This is a genomic window from Streptomyces sp. NEAU-W12, assembly GCF_026242095.1.
Lineage (GTDB): Bacteria > Actinomycetota > Actinomycetes > Streptomycetales > Streptomycetaceae > Streptomyces.
The window spans coordinates 266,694-283,277 of sequence record NZ_JAPJDM010000005.1; the positions used below are offsets into that span (position 1 = coordinate 266,694).

10 protein-coding genes and 1 pseudogene are annotated in these 16,584 nt (G+C 70.8%); 3 read left to right on the forward strand and 8 right to left on the reverse strand.

The annotated features are described in order from the left end of the window. Positions 1-687: 687 nt before the first annotated feature. The 3 genes from ORI94_RS08885 to ORI94_RS08895 form a co-directional block, all read right to left on the reverse strand. A complete protein-coding gene (locus ORI94_RS08885; protein WP_266073815.1) occupies positions 688-1,590 on the reverse strand; it encodes an ADP-ribosylglycohydrolase family protein in 903 nt (300 codons plus the stop codon). Positions 1,591-1,602: 12 nt separating this feature from the next. After that, positions 1,603-2,262: a histidine phosphatase family protein gene (locus tag ORI94_RS08890; protein ID WP_266073816.1), complete on the reverse strand. Its 660-nt coding sequence runs from the start codon at positions 2,260-2,262 to the stop codon at positions 1,603-1,605. A gap of 106 nt (positions 2,263-2,368) precedes the next feature. After that, entirely contained in the window at positions 2,369-2,974 is a 606-nt protein-coding gene (locus ORI94_RS08895) for a YdbC family protein (protein ID WP_266073817.1), read from the reverse strand. Positions 2,975-3,141: 167 nt separating this feature from the next. Between ORI94_RS08895 and ORI94_RS08900 the strand changes: the two genes are divergently transcribed. After that, on the forward strand, positions 3,142-3,675 hold the full coding sequence (locus ORI94_RS08900; RefSeq protein WP_042173031.1) for a TerD family protein: 534 nt from the start codon (positions 3,142-3,144) through the stop codon (positions 3,673-3,675). A 151-nt stretch (positions 3,676-3,826) separates the two neighbouring features. On the opposite strand, the gene ORI94_RS08905 is transcribed toward ORI94_RS08900, so the two are convergent. Beyond that, on the reverse strand, positions 3,827-6,727 hold the full coding sequence (locus tag ORI94_RS08905) for a vitamin B12-dependent ribonucleotide reductase (protein WP_266073818.1): 2,901 nt from the start codon (positions 6,725-6,727) through the stop codon (positions 3,827-3,829). 157 nt (positions 6,728-6,884) lie between these two features. Beyond that, positions 6,885-7,442, reverse strand: a complete 558-nt coding sequence (nrdR, locus tag ORI94_RS08910) for a transcriptional regulator NrdR (RefSeq protein WP_266073819.1) — start codon at positions 7,440-7,442, stop codon at positions 6,885-6,887. Between the two features lie 610 nt (positions 7,443-8,052). Between nrdR and lexA the strand changes: the two genes are divergently transcribed. Further along, positions 8,053-8,835, forward strand: coding sequence for a transcriptional repressor LexA (lexA, locus tag ORI94_RS08915; RefSeq protein ID WP_266073820.1), 783 nt, complete (start codon positions 8,053-8,055; stop codon positions 8,833-8,835). Between the two features lie 246 nt (positions 8,836-9,081). Here lexA and ORI94_RS08920 read toward each other — a convergent pair whose 3' ends face one another. Beyond that, a complete protein-coding gene (locus ORI94_RS08920; RefSeq protein WP_266073821.1) occupies positions 9,082-11,088 on the reverse strand; it encodes an ATP-dependent DNA helicase in 2,007 nt (668 codons plus the stop codon). 364 nt (positions 11,089-11,452) lie between these two features. Between ORI94_RS08920 and ORI94_RS08925 the strand changes: the two genes are divergently transcribed. Next, a complete protein-coding gene (locus ORI94_RS08925) occupies positions 11,453-12,673 on the forward strand; it encodes a trypsin-like serine peptidase (protein ID WP_266073822.1) in 1,221 nt (406 codons plus the stop codon). A 562-nt stretch (positions 12,674-13,235) separates the two neighbouring features. Here the strand turns inward: ORI94_RS08925 and hflX are convergent. Together hflX and ORI94_RS08935 are read right to left on the reverse strand one after the other, a co-directional pair. Next, positions 13,236-14,720: pseudogene (gene hflX, locus ORI94_RS08930) on the reverse strand (GTPase HflX); the annotation flags it as partial. A 146-nt stretch (positions 14,721-14,866) separates the two neighbouring features. Next, the gene (locus tag ORI94_RS08935; protein ID WP_266073823.1) at positions 14,867-16,498 is read right to left on the reverse strand and encodes a M1 family metallopeptidase; all 1,632 of its coding nucleotides are present in this window, start codon (positions 16,496-16,498) and stop codon (positions 14,867-14,869) included. Between the last annotated feature and the right edge of the window lie 86 nt (positions 16,499-16,584).

The window sequence follows — 16,584 nt, forward strand, 5'->3', positions numbered from 1 at the left end:
TCCACGTCGACGTCCGCCCATTCACTTCCGCACACCTTGGACCGGTACACCGTCATCGCCGGGACGGCGTCGACGGCGCAGCCGCTCGCCACATCGGTACGCGCCCCTCCGCGCCCGGTTCGCCGCCCGATCACTTCTCGGAGCATCGTGACGGCCCACTCCACGACCCCGTCGAAGACACGGCACGAAACCGCTCGGCCTGCACGGAGTCGCATGCGTGAACGAACGGGCGCAGGACGGCACCCGGCCGGGAGAACATCGCGGCACGCCCTCGCGGGCACGGGGCCGGCCAATCGCGTGCACACGGTCCACGTCCGGCGCCGCGTCGAAGGGTCTCCGCCGGGCCGGGCGCCGGCCGACGAGGACCCGCCCCGGGCGGGACGGCCCGGCACCTCTCCGGCCGCCCCGGCAGGCCGGGGCGCGCAGGACGCCGGACCGCCCCGCGCCTGTCAGGACCGCGGTCGCGGAACCGAGCAGTACCGGGAGCGGTGCGGTGAACCGCCCGTTCACGATCACCGCCGGCAGGACTCGGACCCGTACGGCCGCCGCCTCGTCCCGGGCCTCATGCCCCACACGGCTGACGTCCCGACAACGGGCAGCCGGTCACGGAGAGTTCCCATGACGCACGGAGGGTTCCGAAAGCTCGCGCGTCCACGTCCGCCCCCCGCACGTCCGGGCCTGCCGGAGCTACACCGGCATCCAGCCCGGGAGCGCCTCGACCCGCTCGGCCCACCCGGCGGGCGGTCTCCCGGCCTTCCCCGCCGCGATCACCCCGCCCACGATGGCGCAGGTGGTGTCGACGTCCCCGCCGGCCTGGGCCGTGGTCCAGAAGGCCTCCTCGTAGTCGCCCAGGGCTCGGGCGGCCGACCACAGCGCGAAAGGCACGGTGTCGTGGGCCGTCGTCCGCCGTCCGCACCCCAGTACAGCGGCGACGGTGGCCGCGTCGCCGTAGTCGAACATGTCCCGGGCCCGGCGCAGTCCCGCACCGACCGCACTCCTCCCGGGCACCAGCGCGACGACCCCGTCGAGCAGTGCTTCGGGCCCGGGCGGCCCGCCGGGGGCGGCGGCGAGTGCGGCCGCCGCGGCGACGGCCATCGCGCCGACCACGGCCTCGCGGTGCTGGTGGGTGGGGTAGGCCGAGATCTCGGCCTGGTGGACCGCCTGCTCCGGATCGTCCGCGTACCAGGCGCCCAGGGGCGCGATGCGCATCGCGGCGCCGTTGCCCCAGGAACCCCGGCCGTCGAAGAGTCCGGCGGCGAGCTCGCGCCAGTCACCGCCTTCGCGGACCAGCCGCAGCAGCCGGTTGACCGCGGGCCCGTAGCCACGGTCGAAGTCATGGCGCCGGGCGAAGGACTGCGCGAGGGCGTCCTGGTCGATCCGCCGGTGGTCGGCGAGGACGGCGACGACCGAGCAGGCCATCTCCGTGTCGTCCGTCCACTGCCAGGAGCTCGGAGGCAGCTCACGGCGCATGAGCAGCGGATAGTTCACCGGGACGAAGAACTGTGAGCCCAGCGCGTCCCCCACGGACAGTCCACGCAGGCTGGCCAGGGCGCGGTCGAGGCGCCTGGCGGTGGTGGAGTCAGCGGTCATCGCCCTGCCACCCTATCCGGTGATCCCGTACGGTTCCGGCTGCCGCCACTGCTCGAAGGGCCGGTCGAGCGTGTACTTGCCGTCCTGCCCCAGGACGAGCACCCGCATCTCGGCGTTCCCGGGGTTGGACAGCGACTCGAACTCCGCCACGGTCCAGTGGAACCAGCGCATGCAGAACAGCCGCATGGCAAGGCCGTGCGTCACGATGAGGACGTTCGGCGGGTGGTCGGGGGCCTCGAAACTGCGGAACAGGCTCTCCAGGAAGCCTCCGACCCGGTCGTAGACGTCAGCACCGGACTCGCCCTGGGCGAAGCGGTAGAAGAAGTGGCCGTACGCGTCCCGGTACACCTTCTGCAGACGGACGTCCTTCTGGTCCTGCCAGTTGCCCCAGTCCTGCTCACGCAGTCGCGGCTCCTCACGCACACGTATGCGCTCCGGGTCGAGACCGAAGGCGCGCAGCGTCTCGTGCGTGCGGCGGTAGGGGGACACGTACACGCTGACCTGTTCCTCACCGAACAGGTCGTGCAGCCGCTTGCCCGTCTTCTCGGCCTGCCGCCGGCCCCGCTCGGTCAGGGCCAGCGCGTGATCGGGTTCGCGCTCGTAAACGGTGTCGTCAACATTGCCCGTTGATTCACCGTGCCGGACAAGGACGATGCGCCGTGGTCGTACCATACTGAAACCCTAGAACGGCTGACGGCGGACCGAGCACCCGTACGCGCCTCGTACGGCACAGGTCACACACTTCCTTCGCTTCGGGACCGTTTTCCGCCCCGGGACGTCAGACCGTCCAGACCGGCTCCATGTCCACGATGTCCCCCGTGAGCGCCGCGATGTCGGCCTCCGTCTGCGCACGCAGCGCGAGACGTTCCACACGCTCGGTGCGGTACTTGCCGTGCTCGGCAGCCGACCGCCACATCGACAGCACCAGGAACTCATGGCCGGGGGCCTCACCGAACAGTCCCCGGACCATGCCGGGCGAGCCTGCCATCGCCGGGTTCCAGACCTTCTCGTGCATCAGCACGAAATGCTCCGCACGTTCCTCGTGGACGCGGCACAGGGCCACTCTCAGCAGGTCGACGTCCGTGAAGCGCGGTTCGAATCCGGTCTTCACGTCGAAGCGGTGGTCGAACAGCCTGACCCGGGCGTCCTTGAAGGTGCCCGACTGGGCCGAGGCGAGCCGGTCGTAGGACCGCGCCATGAAGGAGTCGTAGAAGGCGCGGCTCTCCCAGAAGGAGAAGACGTGCGCCACGTCCTGTCGCCCCCGGCTCCAGCCCCCGCCCTGTCCACGAAATCCCGGCTCCCCCAGAAGCCCCGCCCACTTCCGCTGTCCCCGTTCGAACCCGCGGCGGTCCACCACGGTGCAGCGAATCCACTTGACCAGCACCGCGCCATCGTAAGGCCGCGGGGCGCGGCCCGGTCCTCCTCGGCGGGACTGCTTCGCCGCACTCATCCGGCCCGGCATGACAGGATGGACAACCTGCCGGGTTCGCCCGGCAGTTGGACAGCAGCTTCTGAAGCGGCATGACGGTCCCAGGGGGAAGGGGAAGACTGGTGAACGGCGTCAACAAGGGCATCGGCAAGGTCGAGATCGCGCTGAGGTGGGACCCGAGTCCCGCGGGACAACCGGCCACCGACCTGGATCTCGTCGCCGCGCCCTACCCGGCAAGCGATCCGCACGGTGACCCCTCGTACGTGGTGCACTTCGACAGCCGCTCTCCCGACGGCACGATCCTCCTCAGCCGGGACAGCAAGGACGGCAAGGGCTTCGGCTTCGACGAGGTCATGATGCTGGAGCTGAACCGGCTCGACGCGCGGTACGCGCGCGTGGTGGTCGGGGTCGTCATACAGCAGCATCAGGAGCAACGCACCTTCGCCGGCGTGGGCCGCCCCGGCCTGCGCATCCGCGAGGGGTACACCGTCCTGGCCGAGGACGACTTCAGCGGTGTCCTGGGGGCCACGGCGGCAACGGTCGCCGAGTTCACCCGGGACAGCACCGGCGCCTGGGACTTCCATCCCGGCGTCCAGGGTTTCCAGGGGGACCCGCTGACCTTCACCCGCTCCATGGGAGTCACCCGCCGCCCGTGAACCGGATCCCGGACACCGCCGGGCCCCGGTCCGGCGGGAACGGCGGCAGGAACGGGGAGAGGGGCACCGGCCGAAGCAGGTGCCCCTCTCCCATCGTCTCAACCGGTCGCACCGGGCGGGCACGCCCGGGCGGACGGTGTCACGCCCTGTCTCAGCTGCAGCCGCTGGTCGAGCCGCAGCCCTCGCAGATGTAGCAGGAACCGGCGCGCTGCATCTTCGTCCCGCAGGAGAAGCAGAGCGGGGCGTCGGCCTGGATACCCAACTGCATCTCGACCAGCTCGGCGCTGGTGTGGGCCTGCTGCGGGGCGGGCTCGGCCGCCTCGGTCCCGGCCTTCGGCGTGGAGACCGCCTTCAGCTCCTGAGCCGCCCGCGGCGCGGACTGGGCCAGGCCCTCGACGTCCACCTCGTCGTCGGTCGGCTCGTAGGAGCCGGTCTCGAGGTGACGCTGGCGCTCCTCGGCGGAGTGGATGCCGAGTGCGGAGCGCGTCTCGAAGGGGAGGAAGTCCAGCGCGAGGCGACGGAAGATGTAGTCGACGATGGACTGCGCCATCCGCACGTCCGGGTCGTCCGTCATACCGGCCGGCTCGAAGCGCATGTTGGTGAACTTCGAGACGTACGTCTCCAGCGGGACGCCGTACTGGAGGCCGACGGAGACCGCGATGGAGAAGGCGTCCATCATGCCCGCGAGGGTCGAGCCCTGCTTGGACATCTTCAGGAAGACCTCGCCGAGACCGTCGTCCGGGTAGGAGTTGGCGGTCATGTAGCCCTCGGCGCCGCCGACGGTGAAGGACGTGGTGATGCCGGGACGCCCCTTCGGCAGACGCTTGCGGACCGGACGGTACTCGACCACCTTCTCGACCGCGGCACGGATCGTGTCCTCGGTCCTCTCGGTGATCTCGGCCTTCTCCTTCTCCTTGGTCTTGGCGGAGAGGGGCTGGCCGACCTTGCAGTTGTCGCGGTAGATGGCCAGCGCCTTGACGCCCATCTTCCAGGCCTCGAAGTAGACCTCCTCGACGTCCTCCACGGTCGCCGACTCCGGCAGGTTGACCGTCTTGGAGAGGGCGCCGGAGATCCACGGCTGGATCGCGGCCATCATGCGGACGTGACCCATCGCGGAGATGGAGCGCTCGCCCATGGCGCAGTCGAAGACCTCGTAGTGCTCGTGCTTGAGACCGGGGGCGTCGATCACGTTGCCGTGCTCGGCGATGTGGGCGACGACCGCCTCGATCTGCTCCTCCTGGTACCCCAGGCGGCGCAGGGCCTGCGGGACGGTGCCGTTGACGATCTGCATCGAGCCGCCGCCGACCAGCTTCTTGAACTTGACCAGGGCGAGGTCGGGCTCGAGGCCGGTGGTGTCGCAGGACATCGCGAGACCGATGGTGCCGGTGGGGGCGATGACGGACGCCTGGGAGTTACGGAAACCGTTCTTCTCGCCGAGGCTCAGCACGTCCTGCCAGGCCTCGGTGGCGGCCGCCCAGACCGGCGTGTCCAGGTCGTCCATGCGAACGGCCTTGGCGTTCTCGTCGGAGTGCTGCTTCATGACCCGCAGGTGCGGCTGCGCGTTGCGGGCGTAGCCGTCGTACGGGCCGACGATCGCGGCCAGTTCGGCGGAGCGCCTGTACGACGTGCCGGTCATCAGGGAGGTGATGGCGCCGGCCAGGGCGCGGCCGCCGTCGGAGTCGTAGGCGTGGCCGGTGGCCATCAGCAGGGCGCCGAGGTTGGCGTAGCCGATGCCGAGCTGACGGAAGGCGCGGGTGTTCTCGCCGATCTTCCGGGTCGGGAAGTCCGCGAAGCAGATGGAGATGTCCATCGCGGTGATGACCAGCTCGACGACCTTCGAGAAGCGCTCGACGTCGAAGGACTGGTTGCCCTTGCTGTCGTCCTCGAGGAACTTCATCAGGTTCAGCGACGCGAGGTTGCAGGACGTGTTGTCCAGGTGCATGTACTCGCTGCAGGGGTTCGACCCGTTGATGCGGCCGGACTCCGGGCAGGTGTGCCAGTGGTTGATGGTGTCGTCGTACTGGATCCCCGGGTCGGCGCAGGCCCAGGCGGCCTCGGCCATCTTGCGGAAGAGCGCCTTGGCCTCGACCTCCTCGATGACCTCGCCGGTCATGCGGGACGTCAGGCCGAACTTGCCGCCGTCCCGGACCGCCTTCATGAACGTGTCGTTCACGCGGACCGAGTTGTTGGCGTTCTGGTACTGGACGGACGTGATGTCGTCGCCGCCCAGGTCCATGTCGAAGCCCGCGTCGCGCAGGGCGCGGATCTTCTCCTCTTCCTTGACCTTGGTCTGGATGAAGTCCTCGATGTCGGGGTGGTCGACGTCGAGGATGACCATCTTGGCGGCCCGGCGGGTGGCACCGCCGGACTTGATGGTGCCGGCGGACGCGTCGGCGCCGCGCATGAAGGAGACCGGGCCGGAGGCGTTGCCGCCGGAGGACAGCAGTTCCTTGGAGGAACGGATGCGGGAGAGGTTCAGGCCGGCGCCGGACCCGCCCTTGAAGATCATGCCCTCTTCCTTGTACCAGTCGAGGATCGACTCCATGGAGTCGTCGACGGACAGGATGAAGCAGGCGGAGACCTGCTGCGGCTGGGGCGTGCCGACGTTGAACCAGACAGGGCTGTTGAAGCTGAAGATCTGGTGCAGGAGGGCGTAGGCCAGCTCGTGCTCGAAGATCTCGGCATCGGCGGGGGAGGCGAAGTACTTGTGGTCCTCGCCGGCCTTCCGGTACGTCTTCACGATGCGGTCGATCAGCTGCTTGAGGCCGGTCTCGCGCTGCGGGGTGCCCACGGCACCGCGGAAGTACTTGCTGGTGACGATGTTGACCGCGTTCACCGACCAGAAGTCGGGGAACTCGACGCCGTACTGCTCGAAGTTGACCGAGCCGTCGCGCCAGTTGGTCATGACGACGTCACGACGCTCCCAGGCCACCTCGTCGTAGGGGTGGACTCCGGGAGAGGTGTGGATGCGCTCGACTCGCAGCCCCTTGCCGGCCTTGCCGCTGCCCTTGGTCCGGGAACTCCGTGTCGGACCGCTCGCCGTCTCTGTCATGCCGCCTCCCTGGTACGGGCGAAAACGCCCTGAAGTGCCCCGATGTTCCCGTGGCACGGTGTTTGTCATGATTGCTGCGGGTGTCCACGCGCGCGTCACCCACAACAGGTCTTCTCATCGCCGCGACCCGGCCGCCCCCGGCCGCGGGGCCCGCCGGTCAGCCGGCGGGGTGGGCGGGTTCCGGGACCCGGGCGGCCCCACCGGAGCCGCCGCTGTCCTCCCGGCCCTCCGCGGCAGCCCTCTCACGGTCTCCGTCGTCCGCGGCGGGGTGCTCCACCTGCCTGAGTTCCGCGATCGCGGCCTCGAAGTCCTCGAGCGACTCGAACGCCCGGTAGACGGACGCGAACCGCAGGTAGGCGACGAGGTCGAGTTCCTGCAGCGGGCCGAGTATGGCCAGCCCCACGTCATGGGTGGTCAGCTCGGCGCTCCCGGTGGCCCGCACCGCTTCCTCGACGCGCTGGCCGAGCTGCGCGAGCGCGTCCTCGGTGACGGGACGGCCCTGGCACGCCTTTCGCACACCGTTGATGACCTTGGTGCGGCTGAACGGCTCGGTCACGCCGGACCGCTTGACCACCATGAGCGAGCACGTCTCCACGGTCGTGAAACGACGGGAGCAGTCGGGACACTGGCGGCGCCTGCGGATCGACGTGCCGTCATCGGTCGTACGACTGTCGACGACACGGCTGTCGGGGTGCCTGCAGAAGGGGCAGTGCATGAAATCCCAACCCTCCCTCGCAGCAGACTCCATGGCCCCACAGGGCCTGCTCGGCCCCGCGAAGCTGCTCCAGCATAAGCGATCTCCGAAGGCCTCAGGACCGCGGGACCACAACTTCTGGGTAGCTGTTGCAATCCAACCACTAGATGTGGTGATTGGCTCATTCATACACTCCAGCACGCGTGTCGTTCGAATCCGGGCGCGAGGCACCCGGCGGGCCCTCCTCACGGTGCGCTCACACGGGGCCACGGTGCGGACTCGCGCGACCTCGCGCAGCCCCCTGCGGGCCCCGGGAAGGCCACACACGGGGAGATGTCGTGCCCACCGGAAGGAGGCGGCGTGCGACTCCCGAGGAGGCCCGGGAAGAGCCGGGCCGCTCACCGCATCACGCGGCACCCGGTGACAGACTGAGCCCCGGCCGGGAGGCCGCCGCCCCGGCGGCGGAGGGTGCGGCCACGGGGTTTTCACCGACGGGGAGAATCGCAGTCAATACACCTCGGTGGGCCACGACAGAGGGTAATTCGCGTTTTTTCACTCGAACGTGTGTTTGGCGCAACCTTTCGAAAGCTACTACCGTTGTCCTGCAGGGAGACCATCGAGAGGGGCCGACGTGACCACCACCGCAGACAGCGCCAGCATCACTGCCCAGGACCGCTCCCAGGGCCGGCTCGAGCCGGCGCATGCGATGAGCGAAGCCACGCAGCATCCTGAGGGACAGAAGCGCTCCTTGCCGGGCCGACCTCCCGGCATCCGGGCGGACAGCTCGGGACTCACCGACCGCCAGCGTCGGGTGATCGAGGTCATCAGGGACTCGGTGCAGCGTCGCGGGTACCCGCCGTCGATGCGCGAGATCGGCCAGGCGGTCGGCCTCTCCAGCACGTCCTCCGTGGCACACCAGCTGATGGCGCTGGAGCGCAAGGGATTCCTGCGTCGCGACCCGCACCGTCCCCGCGCGTACGAGGTGCGCGGCTCCGACCAGGCCACCTCCGTGCAGACCACGGACACCACGGGCAAGCCGGCCGCGTCGTACGTACCGCTGGTCGGCCGTATCGCCGCCGGTGGTCCCATCCTCGCCGAGGAGTCGGTCGAGGACGTCTTCCCTCTCCCCCGTCAGCTCGTCGGGGACGGTGAGCTGTTCGTCCTGAAGGTCGTCGGCGACTCCATGATCGAGGCCGCGATCTGTGACGGGGACTGGGTCACGGTCCGGCGCCAGCCCGTCGCCGAGAACGGTGACATCGTCGCCGCGATGCTCGACGGCGAGGCCACCGTCAAGCGTTTCAAGCGCGAGGACGGCCATGTCTGGCTCCTCCCGCACAACGCGGCCTACGAGCCGATCCCCGGTGACGACGCGACCATTCTGGGCAAGGTGGTGGCCGTTCTGCGCCGCGTCTGAGTCCGCCGCGGGGACCGGCCGGTCCGGCCCCGCCTCTGGTCCGGGCCCCGGAACCCCTGCGCCGGTTCCGGGGCCCTGCCCCGTCCGGGTTGCCCGGCCCTGGGTTGTCCGGTCCTGTGCTGTCGGTTCACAGCCCGGCACGCCCCCTTCATGGCCCATGCCGAGGGCCTCGCGCCTGGCGTCCACGCCGGGGCGTGCTCCTCGTTCCCGGCCCGCTTGTTCCCGGCCCGCTTGCCCCCTCGCCCCTCAGTCCGCCTGGCTCCCGGCCTGCCCGGCCGCCGCGTCGATCGCGGCCAGGGACTTCCTCACCTGGTTGCGGTCCGTGGTGAACCAGAAGTCGGGCAGCGAGGCCTTCAGATAGCTGCCGTAGCGCGCCGTCGCCAGTCGCTGGTCCAGGACGGCGACCACCCCGCGGTCACCCGTGGCCCGGACGAGGCGACCGGCGCCCTGTGCCATGAGCAGCGCGGCGTGCGTCGCGGCGACCGCCATGAAGCCGTTCCCGCCGGCGTCCTCCACGGCCTTCTGGCGGGCGCTCATCAGCGGGTCGTCCGGGCGCGGGAACGGGATCTTGTCCATGACGACCAGCTGGCAGCTGGGGCCGGGAACGTCGACGCCCTGCCAGAGCGACAGCGTGCCGAACAGGCAGGTCCTCGGATCGGCGGCGAAGTTCTTGATCAGCTCGCCGAGGGTCTCCTCGCCCTGGAGGAGGATCGGGAACTCCGGAATGCGGGAACGCAGTTCCTCGGCGGCGAGCTGAGCGGCCCGCATCGAGGAGAACAGGCCCAGGGTGCGGCCGCCCGCGGCCTGGATCAGTTCGGTGAGCTCGTCGAGCATGTCCGCGCGGTCACCGTCGCGGGCCGGGCGTGCCAGATGCTTGGCGACGTAGAGAATGCCCTGCCGGGGATAGTCGAACGGAGAGCCGACGTCGACGCCCTTCCACGGTGGGAGGTCGTCCCCCTCGGCGCCCTCGGGGCCGAGGCCCAGGGAGGCGCCCACGCCGTTGAAGTCGCCGCCGAGCTTCAGCGTCGCGGACGTCAGGACCACCGAGCGGTCGGAGAAGAGTTTCTCCCGCAGGAGGCCCGAGACCGACATGGGGGCGACGCGCAGCGAGGCGCCGCTGGGCCGGTATGCGGCTCCGCCGCGGGGCTCGTGGCGCTCGTACCAGACGACGTCCCATTCGGAGCCGTTGGTGATGCGCTCGGCCACGTCGTGCACGCTCTCCACCGAGGCGAGCGCCTGCTTACGGACCGCGTCCTCGTCCTGGACGGACTTGTCACGGGTGCCCCCGATCGCGGAGATGACGGCCCGGCAGGCGTCACGCAGCGCCATCAGCGCGTACCCGAGGTCCTCCGGGATCTCCTCGAGACGGCCCGGAAGGGCCAGCTCCATCAGGCGTTCGAAGCCTTCGGCCGCGGTCTGCAGCTGGTCGGCCGCCTTCTCGTCGGCCAGCTTCGCGGCCCGGCGCACGGCGCGGTTGACCTGGCCGGGGGTGAGCTCCCCCGTGGCGACTCCGGTGACCCGGGAGACCAGTTCGTGGGCCTCGTCGACGATCAGCACCTCGTGCTGCGGGAGCACCGGCGCACCCTCGATCGCGTCGATCGCCAGAAGGGCGTGGTTGGTGACCACGACGTCGGCGAGCTTGGCGCGCTCGCGGGCCATCTCGGCGAAACACTCGGCGCCGTAGGCACACTTCGTGGCGCCCAGGCACTCCCGCGACGACACCGACACCTGGGACCAGGCACGGTCGGAGACGCCCGGGGTGAGGTCGTCCCGGTCCCCGTTCTCCGTCTCGTCCGCCCAGTCGCGCAGGCGCAGCAGGTCCTGCCCCAGCTTGCTGGTGGGGGCGGCCGCCTCGAACTGGTCGAAGAGACCCTCCTCCTCGTCCTGCGGTACGCCTTCGTGGAGCCGGTGCAGACACACGTAGTTGGACCGGCCCTTGAGCATGGCGAACTCCGGACGGCGGCGCAGCAGCGGATGCAGCGCCTCCACCGTGCGCGGAAGGTCGCGCTCGACGAGCTGGCGCTGCAGGGCCAGCGTGGCCGTCGCCACGACGACCCTTTCTCCTTGTGCGAGCGCGGGCACGAGGTAGCCGAGCGACTTTCCGGTACCGGTGCCGGCCTGGACCAGCAGATGGGAGGCGTCGTCGATCGCCTCGGCGACGGCTTCGGCCATGGTCACCTGGCCGGGGCGCTCCGTGCCGCCGACGGCGGTGACGGCAGCGTGCAGGAGTTCGGGGAGTGAGGGCTTCGTCATAGCGCGACCACCCTACGGCCCGGCACCGACAATCGTGCGCCGATCGCGAGGGCCGTGGGCCGTGGACGCACAGGTGAGCGCGGCACGAGGTGGGGACGAACACGTTTCCGGTCGGATGCGTGTCACCGGGCACCAGCCCCCGGCAAAGAGCCGGCAGGGCATCGCATCGGCCGCTCTCCGGCGCGTGTCCAGGCCAGAGAGCTCGTAGCGAAACCGTTGCCGTTCCGGCGGTTGTCCACCACGGCGAACACATAGTGTGTGGTGCCGTTCCCGGTGGTCGTGCCACGGGTCCGGGCTCCGTTCGGGTCCGCGAGGCGGGCACGGCCCGAGCACCAAGTTCGTCCACATCAGGGGGAGTCAGATCATGCGATCCATACGGCCGTCGTCCACCGGTCACCGAGGCGGGAGGGCGCGCCGCGGCACCTCCCCCGTACTGACCGCCGTCGCGCTCGCCTCGGTGCTCGCGCTCACCGCTACCGCCTGTGGTGCGGGGGACGACGCGGCGGGCGGCGAAGCCTCCGCGACCGCCGCGGCCGGGGACGGCAAGATCCGGATCCCGAGCGACATCGCGGACCGGCTCAAGGAGCACGGGATCGATGTCGACAAGTGGAGGAACGGCGACTGGAAGAACTGGGACAAGGACGACTGGCTGCGCGAGGCCAACGACTACATCAACCCGATCATCGAGGACCTGTGGGACCCGGACCGCATGCGGGACGCCGAGCAGCCGGACCCGGAGGTCGACGAGAGCGACATCTCCGGTGACCAGGGCGTGACCGACCCGACGCCGGAGCCGGTGCAGGCGCAGGCCGTGCCGCCGTCGTACCACGACAACGCCCCCACGGCGGGCAAGGTGTTCTTCGACTCCCCCGAGGGCACCATGGTGTGCTCCGCCACCGTGGTGCAGGACCCCGCCAATCCGGGGAAGTCCAACATGGTGTGGACGGCCGGGCACTGCGTGCACGCCGGCAAGAAGGGCGGCTGGTACCGCAACATCGCCTTCGTGCCGTCGTACAACGACGCGGGCAGGCCGACCGGCGAGCTCGAGGGCGCCACCGAGGAGGAGGTCGCTCCGTACGGCGTCTGGTGGGGTGACTGGGCGCAGACCTCCGACCAGTGGATCGAGCAGGGCAGTGCGACCGGCGGTGACGGCGCCTCGCACGACTTCGCCGTCATCCATGTGACGCCGGAAAAGGGCGGCGACGGCAAGTCGCTGGAGGAGACGGTCGGTTCGGCGCTGCCGGTGGACTTCGGGGCTCCCGCCGTGCCCGACGTGAAGAGCGTGACCGCAACCGGTTACCCGGCCGGCGAGCCGTACGACGGCCAGACGCTGTTCAGCTGCGAGGACCAGCCGGGCCGGCTCTCGCTCGGTGCCTCCGACCCGACGATGTACCGCATCGGATGCAGCATGACCGCCGGATCGTCCGGGGGTGGCTGGGTCGCGGAGGGCTCCGACGGCCGGCCGGCGCTGGTGTCCAACACCTCCATCGGCCCGGTGACCTCGGGCTGGCTGGCCGGCCCGCGGCTGGGCGACGAGGCCGAGGGCGTGTACGACGCGGTCAGCGACAAGTTCGCCGGCCGGTGACCTGAGGCCGCTCCGGCGGCGGACAGCAGCAGGACGTTCCTTCACGGCACCGGGGGTCATCGCACCATGCGTTCCACCGGTAGGTCCGCTCCGCGCCGGCGTGGCCGTCGCGGAGCTCTCGCCGCCGCCGGGCTCGCCGCCGCCGGGCTCGTCGCCGCCCTGGCACGCACCGCGACCGCGTGCGGCGGTTCGGCCGACGAAGGGGCCGACGCGAAGAAGCCGGGTTCCGGCACCTCACCGGCCGCGGGCAGCGAGGCCGGGGGGTTCGGCCGGCATCACGGCCCGGCTCGAGGAGTACGGGATCGATGTCGACGAGTGGAAGGGCGGCGGCTGGTTCCGGGTGGTGGACGGCGGGACTGTACCGGTGTCGAAGACGTCGATCGGCCCGACCGGCAACACCTGGCTCGCGGGCCCGCAGCCGGGCCGGGACGTCGAGGCGCTGGACCAGAACATGAGGCTTCACCAGAACATGAGCAGGACCCACGGCGGCCGGTGAGCACGACGGTACGGGATCAGGGCGCCCGGTGGCCGAGGCGGCGGGTCGTCCGCACACGCCGACGGCCGGCGTGGGCAGGTACGGCGTGAGCTCCGCCGCCAGTTCCTCGTGCACCCGCACCTTGAGCAGGGTGCCCTCCGCGGTGTGCTCCTCGGAGACCACCTCGCCCTCGTCGTGCGCGCGGGCCACCAGCTTGCCCTGGGTGTACGGCACGAGTGCCTCGATCTCCACGGCCGGCCGGGGCAGCTCGTGGTCGAGGAGGGCGAGCAGCTCGTCGATGCCCTGGCCGGTGCGGGCCGAGACCGCGAGGGAGCGCTTCTCCTCCCGCAGCAGCCGCTGGAGCGTCAGTGGGTCGGCCGCGTCGGCCTTGTTGATCACCACGATCTCGGGTACGCCGGTGGCGCCGACGTCCCTGATCACCTCGCGCACGGCGGCCAGCTGCTCCTCCGGGACGGGATGCGAACCGTCCACCACGTGCAGGATCAGGTCGGCGTCGCCGACCTCCTCCATCGTGGAGCGGAACGCCTCGACCAGGTGGTGCGGCAGGTGCCGGACGAAGCCGACCGTGTCGGTCAGCGTGTAGAGCCGTCCGCCCGGCGTCTCGGCCCGGCGCACGGTCGGGTCGAGGGTCGCGAACAGGGCGTTCTCGACCAGCACGCCCGCGCCCGTCAGGCGGTTGAGCAGCGAGGACTTGCCGGCGTTGGTGTAGCCCGCGATGGCGACGGACGGCACCTTGTTGCGCCGGCGCTCCTGGCGCTTGATGTCGCGGCCGGTCTTCATCTCCGCGATCTCCCGGCGCATCTTCGCCATCTTCTCGCGGATCCGGCGCCGGTCGGTCTCGATCTTGGTCTCACCGGGACCGCGGGTGGCGAGTCCGCCGCCCTTGCCGCCGCCCATCTGCCGGGACAGCGACTGACCCCAGCCGCGCAGCCTCGGCAGCATGTACTGCATCTGCGCGAGCGCGACCTGCGCCTTGCCCTCCCGGGACTTGGCGTGCTGGGCGAAGATGTCCAGGATCAGGGCCGTACGGTCGATGACCTTGACCTTGACGACGTCCTCGAGGTGGATCAGCTGTCCGGGGCTCAGCTCTCCGTCGCAGATGACCGTGTCCGCGCCCGTGTCGAGCACGATGTCACGCAGTTCCTCGGCCTTGCCGGAGCCGATGAAGGTCGCCGCGTCGGGCTTGTCGCGGCGCTGGGTCACGCCGTCGAGCACGAGGGCGCCCGCCGTCTCCGCCAGGGCGGCGAGCTCCGCGAGGGAGTTCTCCGCGTCCTGCACGGTTCCCGACGTCCACACGCCGACGAGTACGACGCGCTCCAGGCGGAGCTGACGGTACTCGACCTCGGTGACGTCCTCGAGCTCGGTGGAGAGGCCGGCGACGCGGCGCAGGGCCGCACGCTCGGAGCGGTCGAGCTGGTCGCCGTCCCGCTCTCCGTCGATCTCGAGGCTCCAGGCGACGTCCGCTTCCATCAGGGCATCGGCCCGGAGGCCCTCGGGGTAGGTCTGCGCGAGGCGCTTGGTGTCCTGGGAAGGGGAAGAAGAGGAGGTCATTGGGTCCTTACGTCGATATGTGGATGGGGATGCGCAGGGGTGGCGGGGTACTCCCGTCACCCTTCACAACGCACGGGTCTCCCGGGAGATTCCCGTGTCCCGCGCCGTGGCGTCCTGATGATGGTGGCACGGCACGGCACGTCTCGTCACCGTGTTTGTTCCCGGTTCACGCCTGTTCGATGCACGGTCGGGGCGGAGCCCCCCGTGGGTTCGTGGGCCGCGGACCTCCAGTCCGGGTGGCCGGGCATCGGTGGGGTCCTCACGTCGTGCAGCCAGGCGTCCAGGAAGCCGGTCAGGTCCCGTCCCGCGGTCTCGGAGGCGAGCTTGACGAAGTCGGCGGTGGAGGCCGTACCGTCCCGGTGCCGGGTCACCCAGCGCCGCTCCAGGCGGTCGAACGCGGCGCGGCCGATCTCCTCGCGCAGGGCGTACAGCACGAGCGCGGCACCGTCGTAGACGATCGGCCGGAAGATGCTGATCTTCCGGCCGGGCCGGGGGGCCTTGGGGGCGGCGGGCGGTCCGCCCGCCGCGCGCCATCGGTCGGATGCCTCGTAGGCGGCCTTCATCCGGGTCTCGAGGGACCGGCCGGCCCTCTCCTGCGCGTACAGCGCCTCGTACCAGGTGGCGTGGCCCTCGCTGAGCCACAGGTCGGACCAGGTGCGAGGGCTGACGCTGTTGCCGAACCACTGGTGGGCCAGCTCGTGCACCATGATCGACTCGACGTACCACGCGGGGCGGGCCGGATCGGTGAAGAGGTCCCGCTCGAAGAGGGACAGCGTCTGGGTCTCGAGTGCGAAGCCGGTGGAGGCGTCGGCCATGAGCAGACCGTACGTCTCGAAGGGGTAGCGGCCGACCCTGGCCTCCATCCAGGCGATCTGGGCGGGGGTCTTCGACAGCCACGGTTCGAGCCGTTCGCGGTCGGCCGTGGGGACGACGTCGCGCAGCGGCAGCCCGTGCGGGCCGGTGCGGCGCAGGACCGTGGAGCGGCCGATGGACACCTGGGCGAGTTCGGTGGCCATGGGGTGCCGGGTGCGGTACGTCCAGGTCGTCGTCGCCGCGCGGGTGCGGTCGACGTGGATCGGCAGACCGTTGGCGACGGCCGTGTGACCGGCGGGTGCGGTGATGCGGAAGGTGAAGAAGGCCTTGTCGGACGGGTGGTCGTTGCACGGGAAGACCAGGTGCGCGGCGTCGGCCTGGTTGGCCATGGCGAGGCCGTCCGCGGTGCGCACCCAGCCGCCGTCACGGTCCTCGGCGGCCACCGGCTCGCTGGTGTGACGCACGGCGATACGGGTTCGTTCGCCGGCCTCCAGGCCGCCGACGGGGGTGATCACGAGGTCCTCACCGGCGGTGGTGAAGGTGGCGGGGGCGCCGTCCACCTCGACCGAATGAACCGTGCCCCGGGCGAAGTCGAGGTTGATCCGCTCCAGGTCCGTGCTCGTCCGGGCGTGGATCGTGGTGGTGGCCCGGAGCGGTGTGTCGTTGGTGCCGGGGTAGCCGAGGGCGAGGTGGTACGACGTCACGTCGTACCCGGGGTTGCCCAGGTACGGGAAGAGGCGGTCGCCGATGCCCAGCGGCGCGGCGGGGGCGCTCGCGGCGAGGAGGCAGACGGAGACGGCCGACGCGAGCAGCGCCGCGGACGTCCGCCGGGAACGACCGCGGGGGGTCGGCCTGCGGGCGGCCGGGACGGGGGCGTCCTGACGGCCGGAGGCCGGACCGTGCGGGGCGGCGGGACGTTCGAAAGCCGGCTCCGGGGCAGCGGGGCCGTGGGGGGTGAGCAGCATGGGCCCACGGCTATCAGCGCGCGCGTGAGCGCTTTCGGCGGCGCGCTCCCGGTTCACCCGACCGGGTGGACCGATGGCCCGGCAGG